Origin of the sequence: Nocardia sp. NPDC050378, assembly GCF_040655675.1 — a bacterium.
Lineage (GTDB): Bacteria > Actinomycetota > Actinomycetes > Mycobacteriales > Mycobacteriaceae > Nocardia > Nocardia coubleae.
Genome location: NZ_JBFAKI010000004.1, coordinates 205,406 through 221,374, shown reverse-complemented (window position 1 = coordinate 221,374; position 15,969 = coordinate 205,406). Strand labels below are relative to the sequence as shown.

The 15,969-nt window shown below is 67.3% G+C and carries 14 protein-coding genes; 3 read left to right on the top strand and 11 right to left on the bottom strand.

Annotated elements, in window-relative coordinates; all coding sequences use genetic code 11:
- Nucleotides 1-8: 8 nt before the first annotated feature.
- From AB0I35_RS11175 to AB0I35_RS11165, 3 genes are all read right to left on the bottom strand, one after another.
- Nucleotides 9-1,034, bottom strand: coding sequence for an alpha/beta hydrolase (locus AB0I35_RS11175; RefSeq protein WP_357395660.1), 1,026 nt, complete (start codon nt 1,032-1,034; stop codon nt 9-11).
- 12 nt (nt 1,035-1,046) lie between these two features.
- On the bottom strand, nt 1,047-1,868 hold the full coding sequence (locus tag AB0I35_RS11170) for a CPBP family intramembrane glutamic endopeptidase (RefSeq protein WP_357395659.1): 822 nt from the start codon (nt 1,866-1,868) through the stop codon (nt 1,047-1,049).
- A 129-nt stretch (nt 1,869-1,997) separates the two neighbouring features.
- The gene (locus AB0I35_RS11165; RefSeq protein ID WP_357395658.1) at nt 1,998-2,513 is read right to left on the bottom strand and encodes a helix-turn-helix domain-containing protein; all 516 of its coding nucleotides are present in this window, start codon (nt 2,511-2,513) and stop codon (nt 1,998-2,000) included.
- A 61-nt stretch (nt 2,514-2,574) separates the two neighbouring features.
- Here AB0I35_RS11165 and AB0I35_RS11160 point away from each other — a divergent pair, with 61 nt between their 5' ends.
- Complete coding sequence (locus AB0I35_RS11160) at nt 2,575-3,219, top strand: dihydrofolate reductase family protein (protein ID WP_357395657.1); 645 nt, start codon at nt 2,575-2,577, stop codon at nt 3,217-3,219.
- A gap of 68 nt (nt 3,220-3,287) precedes the next feature.
- Nucleotides 3,288-4,301, top strand: a complete 1,014-nt coding sequence (locus AB0I35_RS11155) for an acyl-CoA desaturase (RefSeq protein ID WP_357395656.1) — start codon at nt 3,288-3,290, stop codon at nt 4,299-4,301.
- A gap of 1 nt (nt 4,302) precedes the next feature.
- On the opposite strand, the gene AB0I35_RS11150 is transcribed toward AB0I35_RS11155, so the two are convergent.
- The 7 genes from AB0I35_RS11150 to AB0I35_RS11120 all read right to left on the bottom strand — a co-directional run bounded on the left by AB0I35_RS11150 (nt 4,303) and on the right by AB0I35_RS11120 (nt 13,693).
- On the bottom strand, nt 4,303-5,790 hold the full coding sequence (locus AB0I35_RS11150; RefSeq protein WP_357395655.1) for a DUF4246 domain-containing protein: 1,488 nt from the start codon (nt 5,788-5,790) through the stop codon (nt 4,303-4,305).
- A gap of 147 nt (nt 5,791-5,937) precedes the next feature.
- On the bottom strand, nt 5,938-6,609 hold the full coding sequence (locus AB0I35_RS11145) for a DUF4352 domain-containing protein (protein WP_357395654.1): 672 nt from the start codon (nt 6,607-6,609) through the stop codon (nt 5,938-5,940).
- Nucleotides 6,610-6,749: 140 nt separating this feature from the next.
- The gene (locus tag AB0I35_RS11140; RefSeq protein ID WP_357395936.1) at nt 6,750-9,275 is read right to left on the bottom strand and encodes a polynucleotide kinase-phosphatase; all 2,526 of its coding nucleotides are present in this window, start codon (nt 9,273-9,275) and stop codon (nt 6,750-6,752) included.
- Complete coding sequence (locus AB0I35_RS11135; RefSeq protein WP_357395653.1) at nt 9,272-10,666, bottom strand: 3' terminal RNA ribose 2'-O-methyltransferase Hen1; 1,395 nt, start codon at nt 10,664-10,666, stop codon at nt 9,272-9,274. The genes AB0I35_RS11140 and AB0I35_RS11135 overlap by 4 nt, the downstream gene beginning before the upstream one ends.
- A gap of 47 nt (nt 10,667-10,713) precedes the next feature.
- Complete coding sequence (locus AB0I35_RS11130; RefSeq protein ID WP_357395652.1) at nt 10,714-12,045, bottom strand: permease prefix domain 1-containing protein; 1,332 nt, start codon at nt 12,043-12,045, stop codon at nt 10,714-10,716.
- Nucleotides 12,045-12,407 (bottom strand): PadR family transcriptional regulator, encoded by a 363-nt coding sequence (locus AB0I35_RS11125; RefSeq protein WP_067491817.1) that lies wholly within the window; start codon nt 12,405-12,407, stop codon nt 12,045-12,047. The genes AB0I35_RS11130 and AB0I35_RS11125 overlap by 1 nt, the downstream gene beginning before the upstream one ends.
- 65 nt (nt 12,408-12,472) lie before the next feature.
- On the bottom strand, nt 12,473-13,693 hold the full coding sequence (locus AB0I35_RS11120) for a cytochrome P450 (protein WP_357395651.1): 1,221 nt from the start codon (nt 13,691-13,693) through the stop codon (nt 12,473-12,475).
- A gap of 301 nt (nt 13,694-13,994) precedes the next feature.
- Between AB0I35_RS11120 and AB0I35_RS11115 the strand changes: the two genes are divergently transcribed.
- Nucleotides 13,995-14,675, top strand: a complete 681-nt coding sequence (locus tag AB0I35_RS11115; protein WP_357395650.1) for an LppP/LprE family lipoprotein — start codon at nt 13,995-13,997, stop codon at nt 14,673-14,675.
- A gap of 4 nt (nt 14,676-14,679) precedes the next feature.
- Here AB0I35_RS11115 and AB0I35_RS11110 read toward each other — a convergent pair whose 3' ends face one another.
- Entirely contained in the window at nt 14,680-15,807 is a 1,128-nt protein-coding gene (locus tag AB0I35_RS11110) for a metallophosphoesterase (protein ID WP_357395649.1), read from the bottom strand.
- Between the last annotated feature and the right edge of the window lie 162 nt (nt 15,808-15,969).

The window sequence follows — 15,969 nt, the reverse complement described above, 5'->3', positions numbered from 1 at the left end:
TCTCCCGCTCATCCGTCGAGGAAGCGCAGCAGTTCGGAGGTGACGAACCGAGGGTTCTCCTCGATGAGCCAGTGGCCCGCGTTCGGCACGTCCACGGCCCGCACGATCGTGGTCATTCGTGGTGCCGCGGTCGCCCGGACCGGCTCGAGCTGGCCCTGAGCGGTCATCAGCAGCGTGGGCACCGGTGTCGGTGCTGCCGCGACGGCATCGCGGACGTCCTGGTCGAGAGCGCGGTAGAGCTCGAAGCCACCCGTCAGTTGTTCGGGTCGGCTGTAAGTCCGCGCGTATTCGTCGATCTCGGCGTCGGTGAACGGGGATCGGTCCGAGGTGCCACCAAAAGCTGATCCGCCGAAGGAGACCTGCGGATAGAACAGCGCCAGATATTCGCGGACGTCGTCGACGACTGCCTCGGGGACCCGCCGTTGGGAGTGGAAGGCGATATGCCAGCTCATCGACCGGTATGTGGCCGCATCGATCGCGGGCCCGGGTAGCGGCAGGTCGAGGTAGCCGAGACGCGCGGTGTCGGCGGGGAACTGGGTGGCGTACTGGAACGCCACCGCGGCGCCGAAATCGTGCCCGATGACGCGGGCATCACGCACCCCGAGCCGATCGGCGATCAGGGTGTGCACGTAGCGAGCCAGGGTGGCTTTGTCGTAGCCGCTCGGTGAACCGGTGCTGTTGCCCAGCCCAGGCAGGTCGATGGCGTAGACGGTGTGCTTCTCGGCCAGCTCCGGCATGATCGGCCACCAGCCGAACCAGGTCTGCGGCCAACCGTGTATCAGCACCACCAGGGTGCCGCTGCCACCGGTCACGTAGTGCATCCGCACCCCGGCGATATCGGCGAACTCGTGCCGGAAGGTCTTGTCGAATTCCGGATCGTTGTGGGTCGCAAGGGCGTACGGGGGAATGTCGGCGGAGGACGGTGTGGTGCACGCGGCGGTGCCGGCCGCGAGCAGCAAGGCTAGCGTGCCGGTCACTGTCACGTGTACGGCTCGGCGGAAGCGGCTCGGCGACGGCCGGGGTGCGGTGATCATGTGTTCCTACTGTCAGCGCCGGGTGACGAGCTTCGCGCCGCGGAGCATCCACACCGCCGGGACCAGGCAGCACAGCAGCGCGAAGAGGCTCGCCTCCGGACCGAATGTCGCACCGGTCAGCACATCCGGCCCGGAGAGGACGGTGCGTAACAGGCCGGGTTCGCCGTCGGCGCCGGATACCGCGGTGCCGAAGACGCCGGACTCCGTGAAATTCCAGGCGAAATGCAGGCCGATCGGCAACCACAACGACCGCGTGGCGGTGTAGGCGATGGCGAGCAGCGCACCACCTTCGACCGCGATGGCCAGGGCACCCCACAGCGTGGCATTGCTGTTGACCAAGTGTGTCAGGCCGAAGATCAGTGACGAGACCGCGATCGCGACGACGCTGCCGGTCCGTTCTTCCAGGACGCGGTGCACCACGCCACGGAACAGCAGCTCCTCGGTGACCGCCACCGAAGCCATCGAACCCGCCACTCCCAGGCAGGCTCCGAACGAGCCACTGGTGATGTCGGCGTCGGTGTACAGGACCGCCAGCAGCATCGTCGCGAGGAATGCCCCGGCTCCGATGAGCGCACCTTGCCCGAGCCCCCTCCACCGCCCGGCGGCTGCCAATTCCGGGACCTCCGCCCGCTTCTCGACACGGCAGGAAAGCCACCTGAAGGCGACGACCGCCCCGACCGCCGCGCCGATTCCTAGGAAGAACCGCAACACAGGCACACCCGAAACGAGCGCGTCCACGCCCCGCGCGGCGATCAGCAACACGACCGTCCCGACGAGCAGAACCGGCACCCGGAACCGCTGTATCGGCGATCTCCGCTCGGTGGAGATGGTCATCAATTGTCCTCTCGCCGTTGGGCAGTACGGCGAGATTACGAACGAGCCGAGCCGCACCACATCACTCCGTGGGAGAGTCCTCGGTAGTACTCGCGAGTGAGACGGGAACGCCCCGAACCCGCAAAACCCTCAGGACTTGGCCGCCTCGTAGGCGGCGGTGAGCTCTGCCAGGACGCCGTCGCGGGGGGTGGGTGCGCCCTCGAGGTGCGTGGCGCGCAGCTCTGCCATGAATCGCTCCCACAGCGGCGGTCCGCCCGCGGCGAGAAGTTCCGCGCGCACGGTCAGCTCCGGTGTGGTCTCGAGCCAGCGCGCGCCCCAGGCGCCGAGCTGAGCCAACACCGGGACGAGGTCGATCGCGGCCTCGGTGAGCCGGTATTCCACCTTCTGCCGGTGCGACGGATCGTCGTGGCGGGTGAGCAACCCCGCCGACACCAGCTTCGCCAGCCGCGCGGCCAGGACGTTCGACGCGATCCCCTCGATCGAGCCGGTGAGCAGCTCCCGGAAATGCGTGTACCCGCCGAACATCATGTCGCGCAGCACGATCATGCTCCAGCGGTCGCCGAGCAGTTCGACCGTCCGGTTGATCGGGCACCCGGATTTGCCGGGCGGCACCGGCAACTTGTTCTTTGAAACTGGTTGCGTCACGGGATCAGTTTAGGCTACCGTCGCAACTGCTTGCAGATCGCAATCAGAAAGGGGTGCCGCCGTGGCACAACTGGTCCGGGTGCAGAACTTCAGCGTTTCCACCGACGGGTACGGGGCAGGTGAGGGGCAAAGCCGCGAGCGGCCGTTCGGCCACGCCGACCCGGGGGACTTCATGTCCTGGGCGGGCGCCACCGCGCACTGGCCCGGCCGGACCGCGCCGGGCGGCAGCTACGGCCTCGACGACTACATCACCCGCGACTACGCCCGCAATATCGGCGCGGAGATCATGGGCCGCAACAAGTTCGGCCCGCAGCGCGGTCCGTGGGAGAACTACGACTGGCAGGGCTGGTGGGGCGACGAACCGCCCTTCCACACACCGGTTTTCGTGCTCACCCACCATGAGCGCCCTTCGTTCACGCTGTCCGACACCACCTTCCACTTCTTGAACGCCTCGCCGAAAGAGGCGCTGGCACGGGCTCTCGACGCCGCTGACGGCAAGGACGTGCGCGTCGGCGGTGGCGTGGCGACGGTCCGGGAATTTCTCGACGCCGACCTCATCGATCAACTGCACATCGCGGTTGCCCCGGTGGAGCTGGGCGCGGGGGAGCGGCTGTGGGAGAGCCCGGCCGAACTGGCGGACCGCTTCCAGCACGAAGAGGTCCTGAGCCCGAGCGGGGTCGTCCACCACTTCTTCTGGCGGCGCTGAGGCAATCGGTCGTCATCGATCTGCAACCCGTTCACCCGGCCGTGGCCTCCATACGCCATGCTTGTGCGGTGGTTATAGCGTCTGATGTCGTCCCCGTGCGTGGCAGTGAGTTCTCGGTTCTGTTGCGTCGTGTCCGGGAGGCGAACCTCTTGGACCGGCGGTTGCGGTATTACGGGTGGAAGAGTGTGCTCACCGCGGCGGCTTTCGCCGCTGGTTGGGCGGCGTTTTTCGTCATCGGGGACTCGTGGTGGACGCTGCTCGTCGCGGCGTTCCTCGCGCTGGTCTTCTCGCAGATCGCCTTCCTCGGCCACGACGCCGGGCACAAACAGATCTTCGCGGGCCGTAAGGCCAACTACCTGTACGGCTTGATCGCGGGCAACCTGGCGATCGGATTGAGCATCGGCTGGTGGACCAGTAATCACGCCCGCCATCACGCCCACCCCAATACCGAGGGCATGGACCCGGACGCGATGGGGGTGCTGGCGTTCTCCGGCGAGCGGGCGCGGACCGGAAAGGGCTGGCGCCGCTTCATCTTCCGTTACCAGGGGTGGCTGTTCTTCCCGTTGCTGCTGCTCGAAGGCGGCAGCCTGCACTGGAAGAGCATCGTCGCGGTGTTCCGCTGGCCGATCGCGAACCGTGTCTGGGAGGGTGCGCTGCTCGCCGCTCACTTCATCGGTCTGCTGTCGGCGGCGTTCCTGGTGCTGTCACCGGGCAAAGCGCTGGTGTTCATCGCCGTGCAGCAGGGCCTGTTCGGGCTGTACATGGGTTCGACGTTCGCGCCCAACCACAAGGGCATGGAAGTCCTGCCCGAGGGCGACAACACCGACTTCCTGCGTCGTCAGGTCCTCACCTCACGCAATGTGCGCGGCAGCTTCCTCGTCGACCTGGCGATGGGCGGTCTGAACTACCAGATCGAGCATCACCTGTTCCCGTCGATGCCGCGCGCCAACCTGCGCCACGCACAGCCGATCGTCGCGGGCTTCTGCGACGAGATCGGCGTGCCGTACTGCGAGACGAGCCTTTTCGAGTCCTACCGGCAAGCGCTGACCCACCTGGACGAGGTCGGCCGCCACGCGAAGTAGGTCAGTGCTCGCAGAGGTAGAACTCCCGCTCGAAGTATTCCTCGTTGTGTTCGTCGACGAAGAACTTGCGTTCGTGCATCAGTTGTTCACGGAATTCCTCGGCCTGGGCCCTGGTCATCGTCGAGGTGGGTGACCACGGCTGCTGCGGCGGGACGTCGGTGGTCGAGGTGATGGTGACCGACGGGTCCACCAGGAAGAAGGCCACGATCTTTCGGTGACCGTTTCGGGTCGGATCGTCGAGCCGGAACGGGGCGACGCGGTGCTGGTAGATGTTCGGAAAAGCCACGCACCGGCCGGTCCTGGTGCGGACCGAGCCCAGTTCCTGGTTGAGCGCGTCCTCGTCGTCGAGGCCGTATACCTCGCGGACTCCGGTGCGGTCGTTCTGCTCGTAGTACGGCTCGTCGATGGCGGTGCGGAAGCCGAGCAGGCTGTCGGTGATGTTGTCGCTGTCCCAGTAGTAGATGGCGGTGGCGACGATGCGTTCGTTCAGCATGGCCTCGACATGCCAAGAACCACCGGGATATTCGGGCTTGTCCGGGGTGAGGTGGATGTCGGCGAGTTTGACGATCACCTGCAGCCGGCGGCCGCTGAGCGTGACGGTGTGGGTGTCGTCCCGCTCGGGCGGCTGGAACTCGGGTGCGTCGGGGACGGCGGGGCGTCGTTCCTCCCACCACTTCTCCATGGCTTCCTCGTAGGCTTCCTCGGCCGCCTCGTCGTCGTCTTCCGGGGGTTGCGGTTCGGTGTCCTCGTACCAGCTGAACGGGTCGGCGACGATGCGCACTCGTTTCGGGGCGCGCAGATCGGTGAGCACGTTCTCCAGTAGGGGGAGCGTGCGGCCGAAGAGCTCGGGCAGGACGGCGGCGAGTTCCTGATGGCGGTCCGGGTCGACATTGTTCACGTAGGAAAGGAACGCCACGGAACCGTCTTCGCCGACCTCGACATCGGTGGGCAACCATTGGAACTTCTTCGAATGCGAGGCCGACTCGGCGTTCTTCTCCGGGGTGGGCCATGGTGCGTCCTCGGGCAAGCTCACGCCACGCACCAGGCAGTACATCGAGGGGTGCACCAGATCGAGCACCTGTCCGTCGGATCCCGGATGCCAATCCAGTTCCGCCGCAGGCACTTCCTCCAGTACGCGCACCGCCTCGGCCAACCGCTTGCGCAGATCCTCGTCGATCACCGAGTCCGACTGCCACACCCCGTCGACAGCCGACACCTCGATCCCGCGCTCCGCATCACGAAGCTCGGCGTAATACTCCAATTCGTCGAGCACATAACGGATCTGCGCCCGCGTCATCCCCTGCTCGGCCGCCTCCCGCGACCACCGCGCCACGACCTCGGCATCCTCGCGCTTGCGATACCACTGCGGCTTGGCGCGGATACTCGCGCTCAACCGCATCATCTCGAGTTCCCGCACCGTCCGAACAGGCGCGACACACGCCACATGGGCGGCACGAAAGGGCAACGGGAACAGATCCAACTCAGTCAATTCTCTGATCTCTCAACAGTTCTGCCGCACCCACGGCGACTCCGCGGATACTCCTGCGACCCTGCCACAGAAACGCCTCCCGACCCATCCCCGTTGGTCGATCCGAGGCCCATGCGACGGCGTGAGGCGACGCATGGGCCCGAATGTTCAGCGGAGTGCGACCTGAGCGCCGCCCGAGAACATGGAGTCGTGGAGTTCGAGCGAGGCGGGAACAGTCCCCGCCGGCACATCGAAGACAACGACCACGTCGACCGAATTTCCCGGATTGATGTCCGACATCATGGCGCTGTCGTCGTTGACGTTGATTCCGGCCATCGTGTCGTTTTCGAACTCGCGGCCCTGATCATCGAACAGCTTCTGGTTGCTCGCGAAGTAGGACTGAGGCTTATCTCCGATATTGGTGACGGTGAGGTGTACCGCGATGTACTCACCCTGCGCAGTCTTCTGCAGATAGGGATTGTCCCCGATGACCTTCACCGGTCGGTCTACCGCAGTCACCGTGAACTCGAACTTGCCGTCGCGAACGGGCGTACCGGCTGGCGCCGGTCCTTCCTCGGTGGGGGCCGGCGCAGCCGGTTGGGCTGGGGCGGTGGGTTTGCCCACGGCAGTCGTGAACGTCGCGGCGGTCTTGCTGTTGTCGCTGTCGGACAACACAGCCACGCATCCGCCGAACCCGCAGAGTGCGAGAAAGCCACCCACGACGGCCAGAATGATCGTGTTCGCATTGCTCTTGGGCGGCCGAGGAGGGTGGGGATACCCGGGGCGCCCGCCGTAGGGCTGCTGGGGGTAAGGCTGCGGTGGATACGGCGGGTTGGTCAAGTGGTTTCCTCTCCAGCGAGATCTCCAGGGTTACTGCCAGTCTGTAGGAGATCTCCACTGCAAGCCGCGATGTTACGCGGCTAACAGGATCTCAGCGTTTAGCTGCTATCGGTTTGGGTATCAGCGGCCTTTGTATGTGGTCACAGTCGTGGGTCGGTAGGGGTGGACTCCATGGCCAGGACCGCGAAGACCAACTCGTGGACCCGCCACAGCGGCTCGCCGGCGGTGAGGGCGTTCAGGGCGGTGAGTCCGAGGCTGTGTTCGCGGAGGGCCAGGCCGCGTTTGCGGTTGAGGTTGCGGTCTCGTAGGCGGGAGAGGTGTTCGGGGGCTGTGTAGTCCGGGCCGTAGATGATGCGGAGGTATTCGCGGCCTCGGCATTTGATGCCCGGCTGGACGAGTTTGCCCTTGGTGCGGGTAAACAGGCCCGTGTAGGGCTTGATGACCATCCCTTCGCCGCCCGAGCCCGTCAGGTCGAGCCACCACGAGGTGGCCTCGGCCTCGGCGGACGGGTCCGACAGGTCGACCACGCGGCGATCGGTGGATCGGAACGTGGTGGGGTCGGCGGCGACCAGGCGGTCGCAGATGTCGAGGTGCCAGCCGTGATCGCGGTCGGTGAAGGTGGTGCCTTCGGCGGCCAGCAGGGCGAACGGTGCCAGCGCCACGCCGTCGAGATCGTCGGTGGGCCAGCAGTATCGACGGTAGGCGGTGGTGAAGTCGTCGGCGTTCGCGGCGCGGGCGGCCGTGCGATCACGCAGGGCGGTGAGGTCGAGGCCGCGCTCGACGCCCGCTTCCAATGCGGCCAGCGCCGGGGGGAGGGCGGAGCGTGCGGCCGCACCGGCCGCGGCGTACTGGGTGCGGATCAACCCGCCCGCCTTGGCCGACCACGGCAGCAGTTCGCAGTCGAGCAGCAGCCAGTCGGTGTCGAGTTCGTCGAACAGCGGCGCGGCGGCGGCCCGTACCCGGGCGAGCAGTGTTTCGGTGAGGGCGGCGTCGCTGAAGAAGGACCGGCCGGTGCGGGTGTAGACGGCACCGGAGCTGCCGTCGGAGACACCGAAACGTGTTGTGGCAGCGACCTGGTCGCGGCAGACGAGCACGACGGCACGCGAACCCATGTGCTTCTCCTCGCACACCACCGTGTCCACGCCCGCCGCCCGATAGTCGGCGAACGCCTCGGTCGGGTACTCGAGATACCCCTCCACCGACGACGTGGACGGCGGCGACATGGTCGGTGGCAACCACAGCAGCAGACGCGGATCGATGGCGAACCGGCTCATCACCTCGAGCGCGGCCGCCGAACTCTCGGCGTCGACGATGACGGTGCCGTCGTCGGTGCGTACGTGCCTGCGCCCGGTGACATCAGCGAGATTCAGCGTCTCGTTGTCGCGAACAGGTTCGGCCACAAGCGGTTTCACCGGCTCGTAGTACACCCGCTCGGCGGGCACCGCGACGAACGTCTTCTCCGGGTAGCGCAGCGCGGTCAGCTCACCACCGAAGACGGCACCGGTGTCGAGGCAGACGGTGTTGTTGACCCATTCCACCTTCGGTGTCGGCACGTGCCCGTACACCACCATCGCCGAACCGCGATAATCGTGCGCCCACGGATAACGCACCGGAAGACCGTATTCGTCTGTCTCCCCCGTGGATTCGCCGTACAGGCAGAAGTCGCGTACCCGCCCGGAGGCGCGTCCGTGGTATTCCTCCTTGAGTCCCGCGTGCGCCACGACGAGCCGCCCACCGTCGAGCCGCAGGTGGCTGACCAGCTTGTCGATCCACCGCGCCGCCGCGTCGACGAACTCCGGTGTCTGCGCCGCCAACTGCTCGAGCGTCTCGGCCAGCCCGTGCGACACCGTCACCTGCTTGCCACGCAACTTGCGCAGCAGCTTCTGCTCGTGATTGCCCGGCACGCACAGTGCGTGTCCGTTGTCGGTCATGCCCATCACCAGCCGCAGCACTCCCGGCGAATCAGGTCCACGATCCACGAGATCGCCGACGAACACGGCCTGGCGCCCGTCCGGGTGGGTGGCATCGACCGGGCGTCCGGCCTCGTCGCGCACCAGCACCCAGCCGAGTTCGGTGAGCAGGGACTCCAATTCGGCACGGCACCCGTGCACGTCGCCGATGATGTCGAACGGTCCGGTGAGTTCGCGCCGGTCGTTCCAGGCCCGCTCGTAGGAGATCGTGACGTCGGCCGGGTCGCTCACCACATAGACCTTGCGGAACCCCTCACGCCCGAGCTGCCGCAACGAGCGCCGCAGCTCCTGGCTCTGCCGACGCAGGACATGCCGTTCGAAGGTGCGATCGGTGCGGGCCCGAGTCCGTTCCCACGCGACCGCTTCCGGCGTGTCGAGCACGATGGCGACGGGGAGCACATCGAAAAACCGTGCCAGAGCGACCAATTCGGCGCGGGCGTGCTTCTGCACATTGGTGGCGTCGACGACCACACGTCGACCGGCACGCAGGCGGATCCCCGCCACGTGTCCCAGCGCGTCGAAGGCGTCCTTCGTCGCGCTCTGGTCGTTTTCGTCGTCGGCAACCAGGCCGCGGAAGAAATCCGAGGACAGCACCTCGGTCGGCTTGAAGTGTGCGCGGGCGAAGGTGGACTTGCCGGAACCGGAGATGCCGACGAGGGCGACGAGCGACAGCTCGGGAAGGTCGATGTTCATCAGGCGGCCTTACGGAAGAGAGCGAGCTGGGTGGGGGAGCCGGTGCGCGGGTCGTGCTCGCCGACAGGACGGATGTCGACGGTGTAGCCGAAGGTATCGGCCACGCGGGCCGCCCAATCGGCGAATTGCGCACGGGTCCATTCGAATCGGTGATCGTCGTGGCGGTGCCCGTCGAGCGTTTCGTAGTGCACGTTGTATTCGACGTTCGGCGTAGTCACGAGGACCGCACCGGGTGCGGCGTGCCCGAAGACGGCGCGTTCGAGGGCGGGCAACCGGCTCTCGTCGACGTGTTCGATCACCTCCATCAGCACGGCCGCGTCGAAGCCGCGCAACCGGTCGTCGTGGTAGGTCAGCGCCGACTGGACGAGGGCGATCCTGGCCCGCTGCCGGTCGGGCATGCGGTGGAACTTCAAGCGTCGCTCGGCGATGGCGAGGGCGGTACTCGACACGTCGGCGCCGACGATCTCGGTGAATCGCTGGTCGGCGTGCAGTGCGAGCAGGAGAGTGCCCGGCCCGCAACCGAGGTCGAGGACGCGGGTGGCGCCGGTTTCGGCGAGTGCGGCGAGCACCGCGTCGCGGCGCGATTTCACCAGTGGTGTCCTGCGCTCGGTGGCCTCCACGAGTTCGACCGGGTCCTCGACGGTTTCGGGCTCGAGCTGGTCGTCGGCGGCGCGCAGCCGTTCGAGCGCGGACTGGGTCAGCGAGTGCCGACCGGCCAGGTAACGCCGGGCGATGAGTTCGCGGTCGGGATGCGTGCCGAGCCATCCGGAGCCGGCACGCAACAGTTTGTCGACCTCGTCGGCGTCGACCCAGTAGTGCTTGGCGTCGTCGAGTACCGGCAGCAGTACGTACAGGTGGTTCAGCGCCTCGGCCAGGCGCACGGTCCCGGTGAGCCGCAGCCGGGTGTAGGGCGAGTCGCCCCACTCCGGGAACCGCGGGTCGAGTGGTTCGGTGGTGGTCGATACCTGCCAGCCCAGTGGCGCGAACAGCCGCTCGACGATCTCGCTCCCACCCCGGCACGGCACCGCGGGCACCTCGATCTCCAGGGGGATCGCCGTGCCCGCCAGCTCGGCCCGGTCCCGGCTGGTGCCGTTGAGCGCCGACCGGAACACCTTCCCCAGCGCCACCGACAGCAGGCTCGACGCCACGTACGGACGGTCGTTGACATAGCGCCCCAGCGCCGAGCTGTGCTGGCCCTTCGCCGGCCTGGCCAGTTCCACGGGGTCGATCTCGAGCAGCAGCGCCACCGTGCACCGGTCGGCGTCGGCGCGAGGGTAGAAGACATGTGCCGTGCCGCCGGTCGTCGCGAACGACTGCACCCGGTCGGGGTGTTTGACCAGCAGATACCCGAGATCGGTCGCCGGGGAGTGGGTCGTGGAGATCGTCAACAGCACAGACCGATCCTGTCACGGCCGGTCCAGCGAATTTCTTGCGAAAACCTTCAGGCGAAAGCGAACAGCGGCCCGATCACGATCACGACCACCGCCGCCCAGGCGCCGTAGACCGGCAGGTAACGGGTCTGCCAGTGTTCCAGTGCGGTGAAAGGGGTTCGGCCGCGCAGGAATCGGAGACTCAGGTGGGCCGACCAGGCCAGGTTCACCAATAGCACCACATTCATGCCGAGCGCGACGATTTTATTGGGGCTGGAACCGAATTCGGCGATTCGGGTGGCCATGACCGCCAGCATCATCAGGTCGACGATCAGGGCGCTCAGCACCAGCACCAGTTGCACACGGTCGAAGAAGGCGGGTGGTGCCAGCGGATCGCGGGCCGAGATCGTGTAGAGCAGCAGGCCGAGCACCAGGACAAGGATGAGGTCCATCTGGATCAGCAGGTCCCGGTCGATGCCGGTGAAGCTGCGGGTGGTGGCGAAGGCGCCGAGCAGGGCGAGCAGCATCAAAATGGTGAGCGGCGTGAACACCCTGGTGAGCACGGGAGCGATGTTCTCGATCACGTTCTGTTTGGCCTCGACCAGCCATGCCGCGACGATCACCGCACCGGCCGCGCCGAACGGCATGATCCAGTGGGTGATGACCGGCTCGATATCGAAATCGAGGGTTTCGAAGGCGGCGGCGGTGAGGGCCATCAGCACGCCACCGCCGAGGGCGAGCAGCGTGAGATAGACGAACCATTCGCCGGTGAACCGGATGAAATCCATGCGCGGGCGGTCCGAGCGCCAGTCACCGCCGGCATACGCGAGACCGACCACCAGCCACAGCGCGATCGGGGCGTGGATGCCCGCAAGCACCACGGTCGAACCGCCGTCCTCGAACGGGTACAGATTCAGGACGAGCGCGGCCACGACGAACGGCACGATCAAGGCGACGGCGACGGGCGCGCTCACCTGCCGCTTCCAGGCGAAATACCCGGTGAGGAAGGGCAGGACGAGAAGGCTGACATTGAGCCCGAGCGTCTCCTCGTGCAGGAACGTGATCCCGGTCTTCACCGCCAGGCCCGCGGCGAGCGCGATGGCGATCACCGTCATCAGCTCCCGATTGCTCTGGCGCCCACCGTCTTCGGGCACCAGGACCAGCTGTTTCCACAACCGGTCGGAATGCTCACGGGCGAACTCGCGCGAGATCGAGTCCACATTGCCCATCCGTTTGACCGCGACGAGAAACGCTTCCTCGCTGCTGAGACCGGCATCTTGCAATGTCGAGACCTGTTCGCGCAGATGGTCTTCCATCTCGTCCACATCGGCTACCGAGATCACCCGGTGCCGTTGGACATAACCGCGCCACAGGTCGACCGCGGCGTCGAGTTCGGTATCCATCACGCCCACCCCTGCGCTGCGGCCGGCGGCTGATTGATGCCGCGCCAGACCTGGTCGAGGGCTTCGGCCACGACGGTCCACTGCGCCCGGCGTTCGGCGAGGGCGGCGCGGCCCGCGTCGGTGATGAGGTAGTGCTTGCGGCGGCGGCCACTGTCGGACACGCGCCAGGCCGAGGACACGTAGCCGAGCCGTTCCAGCCGGTGCAGCAGGGGATAGAGCATGCCGTCGGTCCACTGCATGCGGCCGTTGGACAGCGTGTTCACCTGCTCGAGGATGGCGTAGCCGTAGGACTCGCCGTCGGCGAGTATCCCGAGTACGAGCGGCGTCGCCGAAGCCGCTACCAGGTCTTTGTCGATACGCACAGCACTCCCATACCTAGAACCGTTAGGTATGACCCTAGCAGATCTAGGTATGGGAGACGGGGGCCTCAGCTCAGGCGCACCGGCAGTGTCGCGTGGCCGTTGGAGATGAAACTGGCCACCGAACCGAATTCCTCCGTGGCACCGGCCAATCGGATTCCGGGAAAGCGTGCGAACAGGGCGGGCAGGGCGATCTCGGCCTCCAGCCGGGCCAGCGGCGCGCCGAGGCAGCGGTGTACGCCGTAGCCGAAGGCCAGGTGTTCCTTGTTCACCCTGGTCACATCGAAATCGTCGGCGGTGTCACCGTGCAGGTTCGGGTCACGGCTCGCTCCGGCGTAGGAGGCGAGGATCGGGTCGCCCGCCGCGATGGTGACGCCGTCGAGCTGGATCTCCTCGACGGCGAACCGCAGCGGCAGATGTGCGACCGGCGCCTCGAAGCGCAGCGATTCCTCCACCACATCGGCCCAGGTGGCCTTGCCCTCCCCGACCGCCGCCAGCTGCTCGGGATGGGTGAGCAGGGCGTGCACCGCCTGATCGAGCAGGTTGACGGTGGTTTCGTGGCCGGCGCTGATCACCAGCAGCAAGGTGTCGACGAGTTCCTGCTCGGTGAGCTGGGTGCCGTCGTCCTCGTCGCGGTGGGTGATGAGCAGGCTGGTCATGTCGTCGCCGGGGTTGGTGCGGCGGTAGGCGACCAGCTCGCCGAGGATGCCGTACATGTTCATGTAGTTGGCCTGCGACTCCTCCGGGCTCAACGAGGTGTCGAAGATGCCGTCGACGCACTTGCGCAGGCCCGCGTGCAGGGAATCCGGCACACCCATCAGCTCGGAGATCACCTGGATGGGCAGCGGGTAGGCGAAGCGTTCGCGCAGGTCGATCACCTCGCCTGCCGGGACGGCGGCGAGTTCGTCGAGCAGGCCCGCGGTGATCTTCTCGATCATCGGGCGCATCGCCACCGTGCGCCGGTGGGTGAAGGCGGGTGCGACCAGCTTGCGCAGGCGCGTGTGGTCGGCGCCGTAAGCGGTGAACATATTGTTCACGGCCACCCAGAGGAACAGCGGCCAGTCCGGCGGCACCTCACCCGCGGCGAACGCGGGCCAGTGCTTGGTGGCGGACTTGGACACCCGCGGGTCGGCCAGCAACTTCTTCAGCGTGGCGGCGTCGGTGACCGACCACGCCCGCACCGCACCCGGCAGCTCGACGAGCGTCACCGGCCCCCGTGCCCGAATCCGCGCGGATTCTCCCTGGATATCCGCGCCTGCGGGATCCAGTACCAGTGCCACGTCGTCCATTCAGGTCTCCTCATCGATCACACATCACACTGCTTGCGGGGCAACCCTTTTCGGTGCGAATGCCCCCGTTTCACGGTAACAGTGCCACCGATCGCGCGCCGATGCTTTCATTCTGTACCGCTCGCCGGGAACTGCTCGGCGCGGATGACGAATCGGCACGTCACAGCCTGTGGGACAGAGGGTGTGGATTTCGCACCCTAGGGCTGGGATTCGCGTTTTTCGCCTAACGGGCCCGGCGAGCGTCTCGATGGAGTCGTTGTCCGCGCCGACAGCGTGCGGGGGACTCGGAATCGAGGAAATCATGAAGAACGCAGTTCGGATGAGTGCGCTGATCGCGGTGGCGGCGGGGATGGTCGCGGGCTGCACCGGGGACGACGGCGGCACTGCCCGCCCGGCGACCTCGGTCACCGCCACGTCTTCGGTTTCGGTGGAACCTCCTGTGGAGCAGACCATCACGCCGTCGCCGGGCGCGCCGTCGCCGGGGAGGCCGTCGGCTGAGGTGCCGCCGGTGATCGACTCACCGGTGCCGTCGGATACGGAGCCGCCGGTGGTCACGCCACCCGCCGACGACATCAGCGGGCCGGATCGGTGCGTCGACCCGGGCTCGCGCGGTGTGCGCAACGCGCTCGCCGGACTCGGTGACGGCTGGGCCGCCTCGCAGGCTTCTGAGGACCGGCCGGGCAGCTGTGGTCAGCTGCTGTGGGTGCGCGCCGTCGGTGGGAACTCGGCGGGCGCACCGATTCACATCATGTTCTTCCACGACGGAAAGTACCTGGGCACAGCGACTTCCGAGGCCTACGCGTTCACCTATGTCGCCGGGGCGAGTGGCGACTCGGTGACCGTGAATTACAAGTGGCTGGTCGGTGACGAACCGTTCGCGGCGCCGCAGGGTGGCCCGGCGGCGATCACCTACAGCTGGACCGGTTCCGGTGTGGCGATGAGCGGTCCGCTGCCGAGCGAGGTCACCCAGCCGCACCGCTGACCGTTCAGGCGGGCTCCGGGTGGAGCACCAGAACGGTGATCTCGCTGGGTGCGAACACCCGCAGTGGCGGGCCCCAGAACCCGGTGCCGCGGCTGGTGTAGAGCTGGGTGTTGTTCGCGTGCCTGCTCAGCCCGGCCACTACCGGCTGGTCCAGTCGCACCAGGTAGTGGAACGGCCAGATCTGGCCGCCGTGGGTGTGCCCGGAGATCTGCAGGGCCACCCCGGCCGCGACGGCGTCGGCGATCTGCTTGGGCTGGTGGGCCAGCAGCACCACCGGCAGGTCGGGGTCGGCACCGGTGAGGGCGGCGGGCAGATCGGGGCCGTGACCGGGGAGGCCGCGCCCGGTCGGATCGTCGATTCCGGCGATGACCAGGCGGTCGCCGTCGCGGGTGAGGGTGCGGTGTTCGTTGTGCAGTGGCTGCCAGCCGAGGGCGGCCATGTAATCGATCCAGCCCTGTGCGTCGCCGAAGTACTCGTGATTGCCGGTGATGTAGAAGCGGCCGAGCGGTGCGACCACCTTGCCGAGCGGGTCGACCTGGGTCTGGCGTTTCTCGACCGAGCCGTCGGCGAGATCACCGGCGTGGCAGGCGATGTCGGGTTCGAGGCCGTTCACTACGTCGACCACCTTCTCCGACCAGCGCACGCGGTTCAGCGCGGCGTAGTGGGTGTCGGTGACGACAACCATCCGCAGACCGTCGAGACCGGGGGCGAGGCCGCGGATTGCCACGTCGACCGTGCGCACGCGTGGCACCCGGCGCGCCTCGTACACGCCCCAGCCGGTGAGGGCGAGCGCGGTGATCGCCACCCCGGCCGCGACCGGGCGGGCGGGGTCGTCGACGCCGATCACCGTCAGCGCGCCGCGCACGAACACGCCGATGACCGACCAGGCGAAGAACACCCACGACACCCCGAGCAGGGCATCACCGACGATCACCGCCGGGTCGGATTGGGCCGGGCCGTGCCCGAGGAACATCGCCACCGGCAGGCCGGCGAGCAGGAGTGCGGCGGCGGCGGTCCCGATCCAGAACAGCGTTCCGGTGCCGCCGGTGGGTGCCCAGACAAGGGTCCACCAGGGCAGGGCCAGCAGCAAGGCTGGGATCAGCACGAACATCAGGCGTACAGCGAGCTTCACGGGGTCCCGTTCTGCAGGGGCCGCCAGGGTCGCGGCACGAATTTCCCCACCAGCGTAGCGCCCGGATCGCCACCGGTGCCGTGGTGAAAGCCCAGGCTGATGAAGGGGGCTGCGTCGCACCGTAATTCGGTATGTGCCGGTGGCAGCGGGGCGCGCTATGCT

Coding starts and splice junctions, on each gene's coding strand:
- AB0I35_RS11175 (WP_357395660.1), bottom strand. CDS start 1,034: ATGATCACCGCACCCCGGCCGTCGCCGAGCCGCTTCCGCCGAGCCGTA.
- AB0I35_RS11170 (WP_357395659.1), bottom strand. CDS start 1,868: ATGACCATCTCCACCGAGCGGAGATCGCCGATACAGCGGTTCCGGGTG.
- AB0I35_RS11130 (WP_357395652.1), bottom strand. CDS start 12,045: ATGGATACCGAACTCGACGCCGCGGTCGACCTGTGGCGCGGTTATGTC.
- AB0I35_RS11120 (WP_357395651.1), bottom strand. CDS start 13,693: ATGGACGACGTGGCACTGGTACTGGATCCCGCAGGCGCGGATATCCAG.
- AB0I35_RS11115 (WP_357395650.1), top strand. CDS start 13,995: ATGAAGAACGCAGTTCGGATGAGTGCGCTGATCGCGGTGGCGGCGGGG.